The organism is Wolbachia endosymbiont of Phyllotreta cruciferae, from assembly GCF_918697765.1.
Lineage (GTDB): Bacteria > Pseudomonadota > Alphaproteobacteria > Rickettsiales > Anaplasmataceae > Wolbachia > Wolbachia pipientis.
In genome coordinates, this window is record NZ_OU953855.1 from 784,309 (window position 1) to 801,489 (window position 17,181).

Genomic DNA, 17,181 nt, shown 5'->3' on the forward strand with positions numbered 1-17,181 from the left:
GAACAGTTACGTTTATTTTTTATCCTTATCATCAAGTGTAAATAAGGTTATTGTAGAGATTAAGCCTATTATAACTATTATTAACGAAAATGGGGCAGCTTCTCTATAGCGCTCATCGCTTACAAGTTCATATATTCTAGTTGATATAGTTTCAAAATTAAATGGTCTTATAATGAGTGTTGCTGTGAGCTCTTTGATAGTATCCATAAATACGAGCAAAAATCCCGATAATATACTCTTCTTGATGAGAGGGATATGAACATTCAAACATGTGGAAATAGGTCCGTGACCCATGGTATATGCAGTCCACTCAATTTCATTTGGTGTTTTTTTGAGCCCTGACTCTACCGCCTTGAAAGATATAGCAAAAAAACGGAATAAATATGAGTAAACTAATGCGCCAATAGTTCCTACTAAGCTAATTTCCACAACATATTGAGTAATGAAAGAGGATATTCTGCTTAAAAATATTATTATACTAATTGCGATAATTGCATTTGGAATTGCGTAGCCTAAAGAAATGAGACGCGCTATATTGTTGATTACCTTATTTTTACGCGCCGTATATCCAATCATTATTGCAATGCTAATTGAGATTAATGCGGTGATAAATGATAAACTAATGCTATTTGCTATTATGTTATAGAATCTTGCTTCGTATATGAAAAACCCCTTCTCTATGCTCCAATATATGAGCGGAATCATTGGCAAAATAAAACCTATTAATATCGGCAATACACACATAAGATAAGCAAAGATCAACGGTATAGCGCCACTTATACTACGTTTGTTGTGATAATCTGAATTGGTATTGATTGAAGAGTAGGATATTCCTTTTTTTTGTAGTTTTTTTTCGATAGCTATTAGTGTTGCAACGAAAATCAACTCTGCAACTGCTAAAACAGTAGTTGAATATTTGTCATGCAGTAAAAACCAGGTGCGATATATTCCTGTCGTAAAAGTATCGATAGCAAGAAACTGTGGTGTGCCGAAATCTGTAATTACTTCCATTAGTACCAAAGACAACCCAGCTATAATTGATGGGCGTATGGAGGGTATGATGACAGAAAACAGGCTCTTCAATGAGGAGAACCCAAGTGTTGACGCAATAGTGACTGAGTTACTAACATTCTTTAGACTTGAGCGGACTAACATATAAACGTATGGATATAGGCTGAATCCCATTACTAATATTCCACCACCTAGGGATTTTATTTCAGGAAACCAATAGTCACCTTTGCTCCACTCTAAAATGTCTCTTAATGAGCTCTGCACCGGACCTGAAAACTCTAGTGTATTTACATAGACGAACGCTACTATATATCCAGGAATCGATATTGGAAAGAACAAAGCAATCTCAAAAATTTTACTTCCAGGAAATGAAAAAAATGTGGTAAGCCAAGCTGGAATTACTCCAAATATAAAGGATATTCCCCCCACTCCTATCATCAAAATTAACGTATTCAGTATATATTCAGGGAAAAGTGTGCTGATTACCCATCCGGAATTTGCTGTATCTGTAAATAAGATTGATATTAATAATAATATTGGGCAGACGAATAATATGCTTACTAAAAATAAGAATATATTTTTAAATACTCTTAAAAACATTAATTTGAATCTATATTTTATATTAAAATGTTATATGTAAAAACTGAAGATATCCAGTAATTATAGCTAACCCAAGAAAGGTTTCCCTACGTCATACCGCCCACAACTGTACAAACATTCGTTTGTGAAAGCAGTATGTTAAATGTTATAGCAGGTTTTGCCTCAAACACAAAGGCAGTGCCCAGACTACTTGGATCCAGAAAAATTGATTGTAAACAAACGACTATACAACATTTTCAATAAAATTACAAAAAAGCTGGATCCCAGTGGGCTTTGTTGCATCGCTACTTATGAAAGGCTAACTATAGTTAGGATTATAAGCAACCTATTGAAAATCTTGTTTTTTTGCAATCAATCTGATCAAATTCAAGAATAGTAATTTGTTATTTATATTAATAAATTTAATTCTATTGAAAATAGCTAAAGCATTGAAATTCTTGAATTTTAGCCAGATTAGTGAGTGGTAGTGAAATTTCTTTTACTCAAATTTAGGTATTCACTGACCGTTCTTGTTATAAATACCAGAATAATAAGCTACTGATATTCCCTATCTTTTTTATCTTTAATCCATCATAGCTAGCGATGCAACAAAGCCATCCCAGTGTCAAGCACTGGGATGACATCCTCCCTTGTGGAAATTGCTCTCAAATCACAATGTTCGTACAGCTATGGATTCATTCGCGGTATAGATTCCGCTAACGAGTAGCGGAATGACGGTTTTTCAAATTGTAGAGCCACTTTAGCTATAACAGCCGTACTATTGAATATCTTTATAATTTTGTATATCATGTTCTTAGTTGATAAGTGAATAATCATGAGCTTCGTCATTGCAACTTTCTATCACTTTGTAGAACTCTCTAATTATTATGACATGAAAGACGAAATAAAAACTGCATGCGACAACGTTGAATTCTTACTATTACCCACAAATATAAATGTTTGTTGCATAGCTCTTAATGGCATAACTTTTGCTTGAAATAACTGTTTATATGGTGCAATTTACAGCTTTTAGTTGCTAAAATTATAACTCTTAGTTTAATAATTTTAATCTAATAAGCTTTCAGGTTAATAAAATTAAATTATTTGAGTAAATACAATACTATGTTTTTATTTGTGGGTAATAGTAAGGATTATAGGCTAAGGGACCTTACATGGAAAGAGAGTGCAGCAGAATATCAACCATTTAGCAAGATGAAGGTAAAATTAAAAAGAGAGATTGTGAATCTTGGTGTAAGCAATCTTGATATTTCCCTTAAGGGTAAATATGTTGATCCAGAGCATTGGGATGATTTTACTTCTCAACCTGACGTTTTAGTAATAGATACACGAAACGAGTATGAAGTGAAATTAGGCAAGTTTAAAAATGCAATTAATCCACACACACAATGTTTCCGTGAGTTTCCTCAGTGGACAGAGTCATTTTCTGAGAGTAAAGACCTGAAAGTAGCTATGTACTGCACTGGTGGAATTAGATGCGAAAAATCTACAGCATATATGAAAAACCTTGGATTTAGTGATGTTTACCATCTTAAAGGCGGCATTCTTTCTTACCTTGAAAAAACTTATAATAAAAATGGTAATTGGGAAGGTGAGTGTTTTGTTTTTGATGATAGAGTTGCTGTTGATAACTCACTTACTCCAAGCAACACAATAAAATGCATATTCTGCTCAAATCAAGTTTCAACTGATAAACTGAAATCAGTTCCACGTGGCCAGGTGGTTTGTTCTGATTGTAAACTTCAGTGTTATAGATATAATAAATAAAACATCATACTGCTGCAGTTGTATGCACGTTGTGATTTGAGAGCAACCTCTACCAGAAAGGGTGTCATGCCAGTGCCCAGACACTGGCATCCAGGTTCTTTTTTTCTAGATTCCAGCGTCACACGCTGGAATGACAAAAAAGCTGATTTTTAACGTAGATAATGGTTATGCAAGAAGTCTACTTCTTACCCTTAATCAACTCTAAAGCCTTCTCCAGATCTATACTCTCAATATCTGCACTCTTGCCCAAAGCAACGTTTGTTTTACCGCATTTTATATAGAATCCGTACCTACCGTTGCAGATAAAAACTTCTTTTCCCTTTTCATTAACCCCGAGAGATTTTAACTCTTTGCGTGGACTGTTTGCAATAATTTGTACAACTTCGCTCAATTCTGTATTCAGCACCTCTTTGGAGCTTTTCTTAAGAGAAAAGTATTTACCATCATAGAAAATATAGTATCCAAATCGTCCAAGGCCTATTTTTACTTCCTTTCCGGTTTCAGGGTGTTCTCCGATTACTTTTGGCAAGGAAAGTAACTGAGTAGCGGTGCTCAGATCAATCTCATTAACATTTATATCTTTTGGTATGGAAACCGTTTTTTTCTTTTTTAACTCGTTATTAAACTCCAGATAAAGTCCAAAAGGACCCTTTTTGATCATCACTTCTTGGTTTGTTATATCATCTATACCTAAACTTTTTGGATATTCTGAATTGTCGTTACTGCCCGTAATTTCTTTTGTATGGTTGCATTCAGGATAGTTAGAACATCCAAGAAACACCCCGGCTTTTCCAAAGTTCAATTTCAATATGCCACCTAAGCAAGCAGGACATTTCGTATTCACCTCTTTTTTTCCTTCTTCTGAACAAAACCAATCGATTACCAAATCGTGAATGCCGCTGAAAACTTCATCATGCGTCATTTGCTTGACAGAGTTTACATGACCAAAAAATGGCACCCAAAAGTGGCCTAATTCTTTTTTCCAATCTGCATGTCCATTTGAAATTAAATCAAGCTTTTCTTCCATTTGTGCTGTGAAATCATACTCTACACAACGCTGAAAAAAAGTTTCTAAAAATATAGTAACGATTTTACCACGACTGCTTGGAATAAACCTTTTGCTATCCAATGAAACGTACTCACGATCTTGTAATACCGAAATAATTGTTGCATAAGTTGATGGTCGACCTATACCGATTTCTTCCATTTTTTTAACGATACTTGCTTCACTATAACGAGGTGGCGGTTGAGTGAAATGTTGTTTTGGCTCAACTGAAATCAGCTTGCATGCTTCCCCTTCCTTCATGGCAGGTAGCAGGCCTTCATTTTCGGCTTCCATGTTATCTTGGTAGACTCTATAAAAACCATCAAAGAATATACTTGATCCACTTGCTCGCAGAATTACTTTCTGGTCAGTAGAACTAATTTCGACTACCACTTGATCAAGAATCGCCGACTCCATTTGACTTGCAATGGTCCTTTTCCAGATTAAATCATACAATTTAAATTGCTCTGGCGTTAAGTAATCCTTAATACTACCCGGCGTTCTATTGATATCAGTTGGACGAATTGCTTCATGTGCTTCTTGAGCATTTTTGACCTTTTTTACATATTTACGAGGAGACTGCGGTAAATATTTATCACCATATAATGACTTAATTGACCCTCTAATTGAGTTTATAGCCTCATCTGCAATATGAAACCCATCTGTACGCATGTAAGTTATCAACCCTACAGTTTCACCACCAATATCGATACCTTCATATAAATTTTGCGCTATGCGCATAACACTTTTCACATTAAAATACAGTTTATTCACTGCATCTTGCTGAAGACTTGAAGTAATAAACGGAGGAAGCGGGTTTCTCTTAACTTGCTTGCGTTCTACTGTGCTTACAGCATATTGCCTTGATTCAATCTCCCTGACTAAGTTCTTTGCTTCTTCTTCATTCTTAATATCAAATTTTTCTAGCTTTTTATTGTCATAGTGGCTTAGCATAGCAAAAAAAGCCTCATCTTTGCTATTTTGCATTTCTGCTTTTATGCTCCAATACTCCTGTGTTATAAATTTACTAATTTCATCTTCTCGTTCGCATATAATCTTTAATGCAACAGACTGCACTCGCCCTGCAGACTTGCTTCCCGACAATTTTGTCCACAGCAGTGGTGACAAACTAAATCCAACTAGATAATCCAAAGCTCTACGTGCTTGTTGTGCACGCACTAAATCCATATTAATTTCACGTGGATTTTTTATTGCTTCTTGTACTGCTCTTTTTGTTATCTCATTAAAGACTACTCTATAAATGTTGTTTTCATTACTGATTGCTTTCTTTTCTTTTAATGTCTCTATCACATGCCAAGCCATTGCTTCCCCTTCTCTGTCTGGGTCTGTTGCAAGATATATATCTGATGTTTTGCTTGCGGCTTTTACTAGCTCTTTTATATACTTTTCTGCTTTTTCAATGGTTTCATACTTTATAGCAAAATCATTATCCGGATCGACAGAACCGTTTTTTGCTGGAAGATCCCTCACATGTCCAAAGGATGCAGCTACTTTGAACTCTTTACTCAAATATTTACCTATTGTCTTTGCTTTCGCAGGTGATTCAACTATTAATAATGCCATATTGTTAATTATTTTAGTACTTAAAGATAATATGTTGAGAAATATACAATGAAAAGTAAAAAAATATTTTAATGGTTCTTGTGAATTTTACGAACCGGGTTGTGGGACCTTTTCAGAAAACCCTTGGACGTTGCTATTTTTAAGTGACTTTGAAGGCTCATTACAATAGTATATGATCGCAGCAGCAACGAGAAGCTAGATTCCAGTGTCAGCTACTTGCATGACAAAAAAAGGAGCGCTGGGATGACATCCTCCCTTGTGGAAATTGCTCTCAAATCACAATGCCCGTAAAGCTGCGACCCTAGAGCTACTATCTCTCACCCACTGCAAATATTGCACGGTACTATCCACTTGATCATCGTGTCGAGTTTCAGGAAACATTAAAATCTCATACTCAAAATCGTTCAGCCATACTGCTTGGTGCGGCAGAAAAACCTTGCCAGACTCTATAATCGGAACAATTTGATAAAATCGAGTGAGTTTGTCATCATGTGGTACTATTTCGATAATTGGTAAATCACTGTTTGTCTTTAGCTCTTGCACCAATTGCTGACCACTTGTTTTTGCTTCGATTAAAATTGCGTGCGGTGTCCATCTTGCAGCTAGTGACAGAACTTGCTCTTTAAGCTTTGGATACTCAAGCTTTGCGCGATATACATCGAGTAAATAGAATTTATTGCCCACTTTTGTCCAGGTGGTGCAGACGCTAAAGTTGCTCATGCTGCTTGTTGAAACTGCAGTGTCCCAGCTCTGAGTGACATATGAGAGACTATCAGAAAAATTTCTATAGCGCTTCAGCCACTCTCGTTTAATTATACCACTTGAAAGTGGCAGAGGGTTTTGTTGATATTGTGCAGCAAAAGCGTAACTTCCAAGTTCAACCTTTATCATCTCAACTTCTTCTTTTCCTCCATCGAGGGGATATAGCAACTGACCTTCTTCTCTTGAGTATAATATTACGGGTGGTGTCATTCTAGCACTTGATGCTGTAATCCAGCTTTTGTACTCATTTGTAGTTACTCGGGTGACAGGAACAAGAAAAGGAGGCGCTGGCTTTTTGATTGAATAGATAATCTCCTTATTTTCAGATATCATCGGTAAACAAGTATGGTTCCATATGTTTTTCGGTTTGGAGAGAAGGTGCCCGGTTAAATCTTCTTGATGTAGCCTATGCATCACAAGAACAATTACTCCTTTTTTTCTATTGTTGAGCCTGGCTACTAAAGTCTGGTCAAACCAATTTGTAGCACGCTTTCTAAACGTTTCACTCAAAGCTTGGGCGGGACTCAGTGGATCATCCACGATGATGAAATCACCACCTTCACCTGTTAACGTCCCTCCAACGGACGTTGCAATTCTGTATCCTCTCTGCACTGTTTGAAATTTGTATTTGGTATTCTGATCTTTGGATAGTCCTACCTCTGGAAACAGCTCTCTATACCAACTAGACTGCATTATGCATCTTGTATCGAGCGAGTGCTTTTCGCTAAGCAGCCGAGAGTAGCTTGCAACTATTATTCTTGCAGTTGGCTGATTTCCCAGTATCCATGCGGGCCACGCAACACTAGCGCACAGGGACTTCATTGAACGCGGAGGCATATTGAATATTATTCGCCTCATTTTGCCAACATTTGCCGCTTCAAGTCTGTCTGCTATGACTTTTATATACTGATAATCATTATACTCACACCCCGGCACCACCGTTTGAAAGCACAGTTCAATGAATTTTAGAAAGTTCATGATATAATGTTGAAAGATGTCATCCAAGTAGCCCCTTTCTTGTCATCCGAGTAGCTTGACTACTTGGATCCAGAAGACTTAATTTCAACCAAGTGGCTGCATAATAAAGTCTGGATTCCAGTGCCAAGCACTGGAATGACATCCTCCCTTGTGGAAATTGCTCTCAAATCACAATGTTTGTACAGCTATGCAAACACAAAGGTGTCATCCAAGTAGCTGACACTGGGATGGCTTTGTTGCATCGCTCAAGTGAAAAGAACTGGCAGTTACTGACAAAATTCATTATAAATAGCCATTTAACTGTTGAAGAAAAAATATGCCACAAAAAATGAGAGTCAGTAACTGCCATGAATATAACAAATTTCTCCAAGAAAGAGGAAGCATTTTTTGTTATATCAATGACGCCATAGAAAATTGGTACGAGAATTGTCCAAAAATGCAGGGCGGCAACTATATTTATAGTGATAAAGTTGTGATTTTGGTGCATATAATCGTCAGTTTCTTTAGAATTGGTTTAAGACAAACAGTCGGGTTTATAAAAGGGTATTTGCAACAAATAGGAAGAGATTTGGCAGTTATCAGCTATTCACAAGCATCAAGAAGGTTTAAGAAACTTAATATTAAGATAAATGATTGCAGAATTGATAAAAATAATATGGAAGATATCGAAATTGCTATAGACAGTACAGGAATTAGTATATACAACAACACTCCTGGTCACAGCAAGGAAAATAGCACTGACAGAAAATATCGTGGCTATGAGCAAACGAGAAAATTGCACGTAATGTTGAATATAAACAACAAAAAAGCCATAGCTGTAAAATACAGTAACGGTGTCTACTCTGATCACTCAATGGCGTCAACTTAAGGAAAAATATCAGCGATAGTGTATAAAATTTCTCTCTAAATTTTTTATCATTAAATTATCCAAAGAGTGCAATAAACAGCACTTTTGTTTCTGTTTTATTTCAACAAAGAAGTCTAAAATGTGTCCTTTTTAGGTGAAACATGCGTGCGCCAAGCAAAGTGCGTAAAGTCCAGTTGGTGAAAATCCAACCCAGGCAAAGCCTAGCCAGCAGGCTGGAACAAACCACTATGCTGCGTAAGGTAACGAGCGTAGTAAAGCTAGTGGAATGGACAACACAGGGTACAACGAAAGTGAAGGTATTGAGTCCCGAAATTCTCGATGTCATAGAGGTCGACACGTTGCATATAGTGGAAGACAGCAAGAAGGGTAACAATAGGGCAAGTTATCACTCACTCTATCGGGATCTGAGGCCGTATCACGTGTTGAGATGGAGTTTACGTAAACTTGGGAGATCCTTTGTATTCCTATTAAGGTACGTTGGAACAAGTCAACAAAGGCGAGTACTGACGGAAGATATAAAGGAAGTCGGACTGATTGATAGTACTCAGAGTGTGGGAAAGCCACATACAAGGGGAAGCGGTCAGCAATATAGTGACTGGTTTAGGAATTGCTATGCCAATACAACGGAGGTTGGAATAACGTGCAAAGAAAACTAAATCAGATAGCAGTAAGAGCCAGGCAAGATAAACGATTGAAATTTAATCGTTAATTCATCTGATAAACGCAGAGAATCTTGCTGAATGTTATAAAGAGCTAAAGCATAACAAAGCATGCGGTATAGACCAGGTGACAGTAGAAGCTTATGGAGAAAATCTTGAAGAGAAGCTCAACACTCTGGTGGATAGTATGAAAAGAAAGCGATATCAACCGCAACCAGTGAAAAGAGTATATATACCAAAAGCTGGAAGCAAAGAGAAACGCGGGCTTGGAGTACCGTCTACAGAAGATAAGTTAGTCCAGATAATGCTGAAGAAGATATTAGAAAATATTTATGAAGCTAACTTTCTGGATAACTCATATGGTTTTCGTCCTGGTAGAAGCTGTCATCAAGCGGTAAATGCACTAAATAAAGCAGTTATGTACAGACCAACTAACTATGTAGTAGAAGTTGATATCAAGAAATTCTTTGATAATGTCCAGCACAAATGGCTAATGAGATGCTTGAGAGAACGGATAACAGACCCAAACATACTGTGGTTAGTAAAACGATTTCTTAAGGCAGGAGTAGTCGAAGCAGGACATTATGAAGCAACTGAACTAGGCACACCTCAGGGGGGAATAGTAAGTCCTATACTAGCTAATATATAGTTGCATTATGTGCTGGATTTGTGGTTTGAAAAGAAATTCAAGCTAAGATCTAAAGGTTATATGGAGCTAGTTAGGTATGCAGACGATCACCTGATTTGCTGCGAAAGAGAAAAAGATGCTAGAGAACTCTTAGAGTCACTGAAACAAAGGCTAGGAAAATTTGGACTGGAAATATCTGAAGACAAAACAAGAATAGTAAAGTTTGGCAAAAAGGAGTGGCAACAAGGAATAAGGGAGAAACGAAAAACGGAAAGTTTCAACTTTCTAGGATTCACCCATTATGGTACAAGGAGTCGTAAAGGTAGAGTAATGGTAGGTCATAAAACCTCGAAAGAAAATCTATCTAGAAAACTTAAAGAAATCAAAGAATGGGTGAAAAAGATCCGAAATAAAGTTCACCTTAAAGATTGGTGGTCAATACTTAAAGTGTATTAAACAAGACTTGATCTGACACTTTAAAAAAGTAAGTTATAAAATAATAAAAGAAAGGAGTGTTAGAAATGAGTACAATACAAACAAAAATACTAAAACCAAAGCTAGGGTTATTAGAACTAGCAAAACAACTAGGAAATGTATCTCAAGCATGCAAAGTGATGGGATACTCAAGAGATACATTTTATCGATTCAAAGAGTTGTACGAAAATGGAGGAGAAGAAGCATTACATGAGATAAGTAAGAAAAAACCTCTATTAGCGAATAGAGTTTCCGACGATATAGAAAGAGCAGCGATTGGTATAGCAACAGAATTTCCAGCATATGGGCAAGAAAGAGCTGCAAATGAACTGAGAAAAAGAGGTATAATAATTTCTCAGGGAGGAGTGAGATCTATATGGCTGAGAAATGATCTTGAAACTTTCAAGAAAAGACTTAAAGCACTGGAAGCAAAAGTAGCTCAAGATGGAATTATATTAACCGAAGAGCAACTTGCAGCTTTAGAAAAAGTTAAAGAACAAAGAGAAGCACATGGTGAAATTGACACCGAACATTCAGGTTATTTGGGTTCTCAAGATACCTATTATGTAGGTAATATAAATGTATTAAACAAGACTTGATCTGACACTTTAAAAAAGTAAGTTATAAAATAATAAAAGAAAGGAGTGTTAGAAATGAGTACAATACAAACAAAAATACTAAAACCAAAGCTAGGGTTATTAGAACTAGCAAAACAACTAGGAAATGTATCTCAAGCATGCAAAGTGATGGGATACTCAAGAGATACATTTTATCGATTCAAAGAGTTGTACGAAAATGGAGGAGAAGAAGCATTACATGAGATAAGTAAGAAAAAACCTCTATTAGCGAATAGAGTTTCCGACGATATAGAAAGAGCAGCGATTGGTATAGCAACAGAATTTCCAGCATATGGGCAAGAAAGAGCTGCAAATGAACTGAGAAAAAGAGGTATAATAATTTCTCAGGGAGGAGTGAGATCTATATGGCTGAGAAATGATCTTGAAACTTTCAAGAAAAGACTTAAAGCACTGGAAGCAAAAGTAGCTCAAGATGGAATTATATTAACCGAAGAGCAACTTGCAGCTTTAGAAAAAGTTAAAGAACAAAGAGAAGCACATGGTGAAATTGACACCGAACATTCAGGTTATTTGGGTTCTCAAGATACCTATTATGTAGGTAATATAAAAGGTATAGGAAGAATCTACCAGCAGACCTTCATTGATACTTATTCTCGAGTAGCATTTGCCAAGCTTTATACAGACAAAACGGCTATTACTGCTGCTGACTTGCTGAATGATAGAGTGATACCATTTTTTGATGAGCAAAATGTGCCATTATTGCGTATCCTTACAGACCGAGGAACAGAGTATTGTGGTAAGCCTGAAAATCACGCTTATCAGCTTTATTTGGGAATCGAAAATATCGATCATTCTAGGACCAAAGCCAATTCTCCACAGACTAATGGCATATGTGAAAGGTTTCATAGAACTATGCAAGATGAGTGTTACAATATTATCTTCAGAAAGAAAATCTACAATTCTTTGGAAGGTCTACAGATTGATGTTGATTATTGGTTGCGTTCTTACAATGAAACAAGACCGCATTCAGGTAAATATTGCTATGGTAAGACGCCTATGCAGACTTTTCTTGATAGCAAACATGTTGCTTTTCAGAAAAATATTAGTAGCATTACACAAGAGACTGATATTAGTTTTGACTACCTCAATTCTTCTGTCAGTTAATTCTTGTCTGTCAGATTAAGTCTTGTCTTTTACAGTTAATTCTTGTCTGTCAGATTAAGTCTTGTCTTTTACATAATGTCCTGCTTCGACTACTCCTGCCTTAAGAAATCGTTTTACTAACCACAGTATGTTTGGGTCTGTTATCCGTTCTCTCAAGCATCTCATTAGCCATTTGTGCTGGACATTATCAAAGAATTTCTTGATATCAACTTCTACTACATAGTTAGTTGGTCTGTACATAACTGCTTTATTTAGTGCATTTACCGCTTGATGACAGCTTCTACCAGGACGAAAACCATATGAGTTATCCAGAAAGTTAGCTTCATAAATATTTTCTAATATCTTCTTCAGCATTATCTGGACTAACTTATCTTCTGTAGACGGTACTCCAAGCCCGCGTTTCTCTTTGCTTCCAGCTTTTGGTATATATACTCTTTTCACTGGTTGCGGTTGATATCGCTTTCTTTTCATACTATCCACCAGAGTGTTGAGCTTCTCTTCAAGATTTTCTCCATAAGCTTCTACTGTCACCTGGTCTATACCGCATGCTTTGTTATGCTTTAGCTCTTTATAACATTCAGCAAGATTCTCTGCGTTTATCAGATGAATTAACGATTAAATTTCAATCGTTTATCTTGCCTGGCTCTTACTGCTATCTGATTTAGTTTTCTTTGCACGTTATTCCAACCTCCGTTGTATTGGCATAGCAATTCCTAAACCAGTCACTATATTGCTGACCGCTTCCCCTTGTATGTGGCTTTCCCACACTCTGAGTACTATCAATCAGTCCGACTTCCTTTATATCTTCCGTCAGTACTCGCCTTTGTTGACTTGTTCCAACGTACCTTAATAGGAATACAAAGGATCTCCCAAGTTTACGTAAACTCCATCTCAACACGTGATACGGCCTCAGATCCCGATAGAGTGAGTGATAACTTGCCCTATTGTTACCCTTCTTGCTGTCTTCCACTATATGCAACGTGTCGACCTCTATGACATCGAGAATTTCGGGACTCAATACCTTCACTTTCGTTGTACCCTGTGTTGTCCATTCCACTAGCTTTACTACGCTCGTTACCTTACGCAGCATAGTGGTTTGTTCCAGCCTGCTGGCTAGGCTTTGCCTGGGTTGGATTTTCACCAACTGGACTTTACGCACTTTGCTTGGCGCACGCATGTTTCACCTAAAAAGGACACATTTTAGACTTCTTTATTGAAATAAAACAGAAACAAAAGTGCTGTTTATTGCACTCTTTGGATAATTTAATGATAAAAAATTTAGAGAGAAATTTTATACACTATCGCTGATATTTTTCCTTAAGTTGACGCCATTGCCTGAACAGATACATTATTAGTATAGAAATTGTCTATCAAAGATCCTTTCATTCAGAGGGTAATCTTTGTCAAAAAGCAAAGTTATTGTGTTTTCGTGGTCTTTTTGTATTTTTATCTGTGATATATTATGAAACTCCTTGTAATCTGATACTACAAGTGCTGGACGGTTTTTTGTGTCGTTAATGTCAATTTGTACGATTGTATCGTTTGATATTAACGCTCCATTCCAATGCCTTGGGTAATAGCTATTGATAGAAGTGAGTGCAAGTAAATTTGAATTTAGCGGCAAGATTGGGCCACCGGCAGAGAAGTTGTATGCAGTGCTGCCTGTGGGGGTAGATAATATTACTCCGTCCCCTCTAAATTTCTCTACTTTTAGCTTATCGTTGATAGTAATATTCATCTCTACTATTTGGTTCGCTTTTCTAAAAACGTATACTTCGTTTACTGCTATGTAATGATATCTCTTGCCACTTGTGTCTGTTGCTTCCATTTTTAGCAAAGTTAACTGAGTTGAAGTTGCATGCTCTATATGATCAATTAAATCTTCACTGCAGCTAAAGCATTTATTCATCAAAAACCCAACATTGCCAGTGTTTACTCCGTATACGTGTGTGTTTTTGTTTTCTATAACGTAATTATGTAAGGTGCGTAGCATAAAGCCATCACCGCCAATAACTATCAATAGATCGATTTCGGACTTATTTTCTTCTGTTATATTGATAAAATTAAGTTTCTTTAATAGTTTAGATACTTCCTGGGACTTTGGTGATGGAGAAGCAACATAGCCTATATTTTTGTATTTATGCATGCTTCAGTAAACTCTCTAAAACTTAAAGAGGAGGAAAATTAGAAAATGCTTCCATATTTATCGTTAAACTTAGCTAATTTGCTAGTTTTACTTGCTGACCCGCTTGTCAAACTTCCAGTCCATGCAGGGTGAGTAAGAGGATCTCTATCAAGCTTTACCCTGTCTCCCTCCTTTCCATAAGTGGAACGAGTTTCAAACTCTCGACCGTCTGTCATAACTATAATAATTTTATGATAATTCATTGTTGCTTATAAACTTTTAGTCAGTTAATATTCTAGTGAACTTAATTCACTAAGTCAATCATTATTCTAAAATATTGACAAAAAATAGATAAAATGTTATACTCAATAAGGAATAAATAATAGTTATCATGATTTTCGCTTTCCCTGGTCAGGGCTCTCAGTTTGTAGGAATGGGAAGGAGCTTATATAGTGAGTTTTCCGTTGCAAGACAAGTATTTAATGAAGTAGATAGCATATTGGGTAGAAAGCTGTCTCATTTAATCTTCAACGGTCCTATTGAAGAATTAACCATTACAGAAAACGCTCAGCCAGCTATAATGGCAGTATCAATTGCAATGCTACGTGTTATGGAGCATGTGTTTGGCAAATCTCTTTTCACTGATCACAATGTTAAATATGTTTGTGGGCATTCAGTTGGCGAATATACAGCGCTGTGTGCTGCAGGAGCGTTAACGCTTGAGTCTGCAATCAAGCTGCTGAAAGTTCGCAGCGAAGCAATGCATGAAGCTTCACTGAAATGTAAAGGCGGAATGGTTGCGTTGCTTGGAGCAGAGATAAATGAAGTGGAAGATATATTGAAATCAGTTCAAATTGACGGAATTTGTGAAATTGCAAACGATAACGGTGGCGGACAAGTGGTTATAAGTGGCACTAGAGAAGCTCTTGAAATGTTACCCGATTTATTCAAAAACTCGAGTGTGAGGAAACTAATTAAATTACAGGTTAGTGGGCCTTTTCATTCATCTCTTATGAAACCTGCTGATGAAAAAGTTTTGGAGTTTTTGAAGGGTATTAAAATAACCCGTCCTATAGTTCCTTTGATATCAAATGTTACAGCTAAAGAGGAGAGTGATCCCAAAGTTATAAAAACTTTACTCGCCAAGCAAGTTGTAAGCAGAGTGAAATGGAGAGAAATGGTTTTGTATATGTCAAGCCGTGGCATTAACAAATTTGTTGAAATTGGCCCTAATAAAGTTTTATCTAATTTGGTCAAAAGAATTGACCAATCTATCAGTACAAAAAATATAGATAGTATTGGTGATATTGACAGCTTCTTTAATGAATCATTAGTACTAACAGCGAAAAATTTAAAAGTTGGATTAAGTTAAAACACATCTATTTGATGTCATTCCGGTGCATAACGCTGCCTAGCTGGAATGACAGAGGGTAATGCAAGAAATCAACGAACTGCCTGTCATTTCGTTTGGTTTTTTAATTCCAAGTAGCTGTAAAATAGTAGGGGCAATGTCAGATAACCTTCCGTCTCTTAGTTTTAGATTATCGCAAGACACAATAAATGGCACTTTATTTAGAGTGTGTGCTGTATGAGGTGTATTATTTTCTTCATCGAACATACATTCCACGTTACCATGGTCTGCAGTAACAATTAATGCGGTGTTGCTTGACTTTTTAACAGCATTCAGCACTTTCGCAAGACAATCATCTACAGCTAGCACAGCTTTCTCGGCTGCTTTTATATTACCTGTATGCCCTACCATATCAGGATTAGCGTAATTTACAACTATCAGTGCGAATTCTTGGGAGTGAATTTTTTCTACAAGCTTTTCTGTGAGCTCGAAGGCTGACATTTCGGGCTGCAAATCGTAAGTTTGAACTTTTGGTGAGGGAATGAGTATTCTTTCTTCACCAGAGAAAGGTTCTTCTTTTCCACAATTGAAAAAGAAAGTCACATGAGCGTATTTCTCGGTTTCGGCGATACGTAATTGTCGTAATTTATTGTCTTCTATTGTTTGTCCTAGAGTATCAGCGAAAGAAGTAGGAGGAAAAATATAAGGAGTTTTGAGATCTTCTTTATACTTCATCATACTTAAAATTGAAGAGAATTTTGCTACCTTAGCGTAATCTGTTTTGCCAAGCAAAATACTTGCTAATTGTATCATTCGATCAGCACGAAAGTTAGCCAACAGCACTCCATCTTCTGGTTTTATACCTTGATAGTCACCTATTACTGCGGGCCTAATAAACTCATCAGTTATGTTATTTTGATAATTTTCATCAATCAACGATACTGCATTATCATGACAAGGTGCCTTTGCAAATGCGATAGCCTCATAAGCTTCGATTGTTCTCTTCCACCTGTTGTCACGGTCCATAGCATAGTAACGCCCAGAAACAGTAGCAATTCTTGTGTCATTTCCCTTTATACTCTTTGTAAATTCTTGAATGCATTTTTTTCCTGAATTTGGCAATGTGTCTCTGCCATCTAAAAATGCATGTATCACCACTTTTATTCCATGCTGTGATATTTTATTTGCTAAAGTTGAAATATGCTTTTGATGCGAATGAACACCACCATCGGACACCAATCCCATTATATGGCATACTCCGTTCTTACTTTTTAGATCATTAATAAAACTTTGTAGATTTACATTGTTTTCTATTGTTCCAATCTCTTGATTAATGCGCTGAAGGCTTTGCATTACTACTCTACCACTGCCAATATTCATATGGCCAACTTCTGAATTACCTATTTGACCACCAGGTAACCCCACATCAGCTCCACAGGCGGATAAACTGCATTTTGGATAATTAGAGCTAATATATTGCCAACAGGGTGGATTTGCGTTGCTGATAGCGTTGTATTTATTATTCTCTATTCCATTTCCCCAGCCATCTAGTATACATAAAACCACTGATTTAATGTTCATATAAAATCA

The 17,181-nt window shown here is 36.6% G+C and carries 10 protein-coding genes and 5 pseudogenes; 7 read left to right on the forward strand and 8 right to left on the reverse strand.

Annotation, left to right across the window (positions count from 1 at the left end):
* Positions 1 to 12 precede the first annotated feature (12 nt).
* A complete protein-coding gene (locus tag NL281_RS03680) occupies positions 13 to 1,611 on the reverse strand; it encodes an ABC transporter permease (protein ID WP_253303642.1) in 1,599 nt (532 codons plus the stop codon).
* Between the two features lie 1,128 nt (positions 1,612 to 2,739).
* On the opposite strand from NL281_RS03680, the pseudogene trhO reads away from it, so the two are divergent.
* A pseudogene (trhO, locus tag NL281_RS03685) lies at positions 2,740 to 3,375 on the forward strand (oxygen-dependent tRNA uridine(34) hydroxylase TrhO); the annotation flags it as partial.
* Positions 3,376 to 3,553: 178 nt separating this feature from the next.
* Here trhO and topA read toward each other — a convergent pair.
* The 3 genes and pseudogenes from topA to terL all read right to left on the reverse strand — a co-directional run bounded on the left by topA (position 3,554) and on the right by terL (position 7,744).
* A complete protein-coding gene (gene topA / locus NL281_RS03690) occupies positions 3,554 to 6,004 on the reverse strand; it encodes a type I DNA topoisomerase (RefSeq protein ID WP_253303643.1) in 2,451 nt (816 codons plus the stop codon).
* 87 nt (positions 6,005 to 6,091) lie between these two features.
* Positions 6,092 to 6,190: pseudogene (locus NL281_RS09185) on the reverse strand (TomO hydrophobic C-terminal domain-containing protein); the annotation flags it as partial.
* Between the two features lie 90 nt (positions 6,191 to 6,280).
* Positions 6,281 to 7,744, reverse strand: coding sequence for a phage terminase large subunit (gene terL, locus NL281_RS03695; protein ID WP_253303711.1), 1,464 nt, complete (start codon positions 7,742 to 7,744; stop codon positions 6,281 to 6,283).
* 173 nt (positions 7,745 to 7,917) lie between these two features.
* Here terL and NL281_RS03705 point away from each other — a divergent pair, with 173 nt between their 5' ends.
* The 5 genes and pseudogenes from NL281_RS03705 (at position 7,918) to NL281_RS03725 (ending at position 12,115) form a co-directional block, all read left to right on the forward strand.
* The gene (locus NL281_RS03705) at positions 7,918 to 8,076 is read left to right on the forward strand and encodes a hypothetical protein (protein ID WP_253303645.1); all 159 of its coding nucleotides are present in this window, start codon (positions 7,918 to 7,920) and stop codon (positions 8,074 to 8,076) included.
* Positions 8,061 to 8,594: pseudogene (locus NL281_RS03710) on the forward strand (transposase); the annotation flags it as partial. The gene NL281_RS03705 and the pseudogene NL281_RS03710, both read left to right, overlap by 16 nt.
* 864 nt (positions 8,595 to 9,458) lie before the next feature.
* A pseudogene (gene ltrA / locus NL281_RS03715) lies at positions 9,459 to 10,355 on the forward strand (group II intron reverse transcriptase/maturase).
* A gap of 65 nt (positions 10,356 to 10,420) precedes the next feature.
* Positions 10,421 to 10,951 (forward strand): annotated as a pseudogene (locus NL281_RS03720) (helix-turn-helix domain-containing protein); the annotation flags it as partial.
* Positions 10,952 to 11,026: 75 nt separating this feature from the next.
* Positions 11,027 to 12,115 (forward strand): IS481 family transposase, encoded by a 1,089-nt coding sequence (locus tag NL281_RS03725; protein ID WP_253303703.1) that lies wholly within the window; start codon positions 11,027 to 11,029, stop codon positions 12,113 to 12,115.
* A 54-nt stretch (positions 12,116 to 12,169) separates the two neighbouring features.
* On the opposite strand, the gene NL281_RS03730 is transcribed toward NL281_RS03725, so the two are convergent.
* From NL281_RS03730 to rpmE, 3 genes are all read right to left on the reverse strand, one after another.
* Positions 12,170 to 12,646 (reverse strand): reverse transcriptase domain-containing protein, encoded by a 477-nt coding sequence (locus tag NL281_RS03730; protein ID WP_253303646.1) that lies wholly within the window; start codon positions 12,644 to 12,646, stop codon positions 12,170 to 12,172.
* An 820-nt stretch (positions 12,647 to 13,466) separates the two neighbouring features.
* Positions 13,467 to 14,261 (reverse strand): NAD kinase, encoded by a 795-nt coding sequence (locus tag NL281_RS03735; protein WP_253303647.1) that lies wholly within the window; start codon positions 14,259 to 14,261, stop codon positions 13,467 to 13,469.
* A gap of 38 nt (positions 14,262 to 14,299) precedes the next feature.
* Positions 14,300 to 14,503, reverse strand: coding sequence for a 50S ribosomal protein L31 (gene rpmE / locus NL281_RS03740; RefSeq protein ID WP_370274034.1), 204 nt, complete (start codon positions 14,501 to 14,503; stop codon positions 14,300 to 14,302).
* 128 nt (positions 14,504 to 14,631) lie between these two features.
* Between rpmE and fabD the strand changes: the two genes are divergently transcribed.
* The gene (fabD, locus tag NL281_RS03745) at positions 14,632 to 15,612 is read left to right on the forward strand and encodes an ACP S-malonyltransferase (protein ID WP_253303648.1); all 981 of its coding nucleotides are present in this window, start codon (positions 14,632 to 14,634) and stop codon (positions 15,610 to 15,612) included.
* Between the two features lie 39 nt (positions 15,613 to 15,651).
* On the opposite strand, the gene gpmI is transcribed toward fabD, so the two are convergent.
* The gene (gene gpmI, locus NL281_RS03750; protein ID WP_253303649.1) at positions 15,652 to 17,172 is read right to left on the reverse strand and encodes a 2,3-bisphosphoglycerate-independent phosphoglycerate mutase; all 1,521 of its coding nucleotides are present in this window, start codon (positions 17,170 to 17,172) and stop codon (positions 15,652 to 15,654) included.
* Positions 17,173 to 17,181 lie beyond the last annotated feature (9 nt).

Bases quoted from the DNA above. Each gene is read 5' to 3' on its own strand.
- NL281_RS03705 (WP_253303645.1), top strand. From the start codon at position 7,918: ATGTTTGTACAGCTATGCAAACACAAAGGTGTCATCCAAGTAGCTGAC.
- NL281_RS03680 (WP_253303642.1), bottom strand. From the start codon at position 1,611: ATGTTTTTAAGAGTATTTAAAAATATATTCTTATTTTTAGTAAGCATA.
- fabD (WP_253303648.1), top strand. From the start codon at position 14,632: ATGATTTTCGCTTTCCCTGGTCAGGGCTCTCAGTTTGTAGGAATGGGA.
- NL281_RS03725 (WP_253303703.1), top strand. From the start codon at position 11,027: ATGAGTACAATACAAACAAAAATACTAAAACCAAAGCTAGGGTTATTA.
- gpmI (WP_253303649.1), bottom strand. From the start codon at position 17,172: ATGAACATTAAATCAGTGGTTTTATGTATACTAGATGGCTGGGGAAAT.
- terL (WP_253303711.1), bottom strand. From the start codon at position 7,744: ATGAACTTTCTAAAATTCATTGAACTGTGCTTTCAAACGGTGGTGCCG.
- NL281_RS03735 (WP_253303647.1), bottom strand. From the start codon at position 14,261: ATGCATAAATACAAAAATATAGGCTATGTTGCTTCTCCATCACCAAAG.
- topA (WP_253303643.1), bottom strand. From the start codon at position 6,004: ATGGCATTATTAATAGTTGAATCACCTGCGAAAGCAAAGACAATAGGT.
- rpmE (WP_370274034.1), bottom strand. From the start codon at position 14,503: ATGAATTATCATAAAATTATTATAGTTATGACAGACGGTCGAGAGTTT.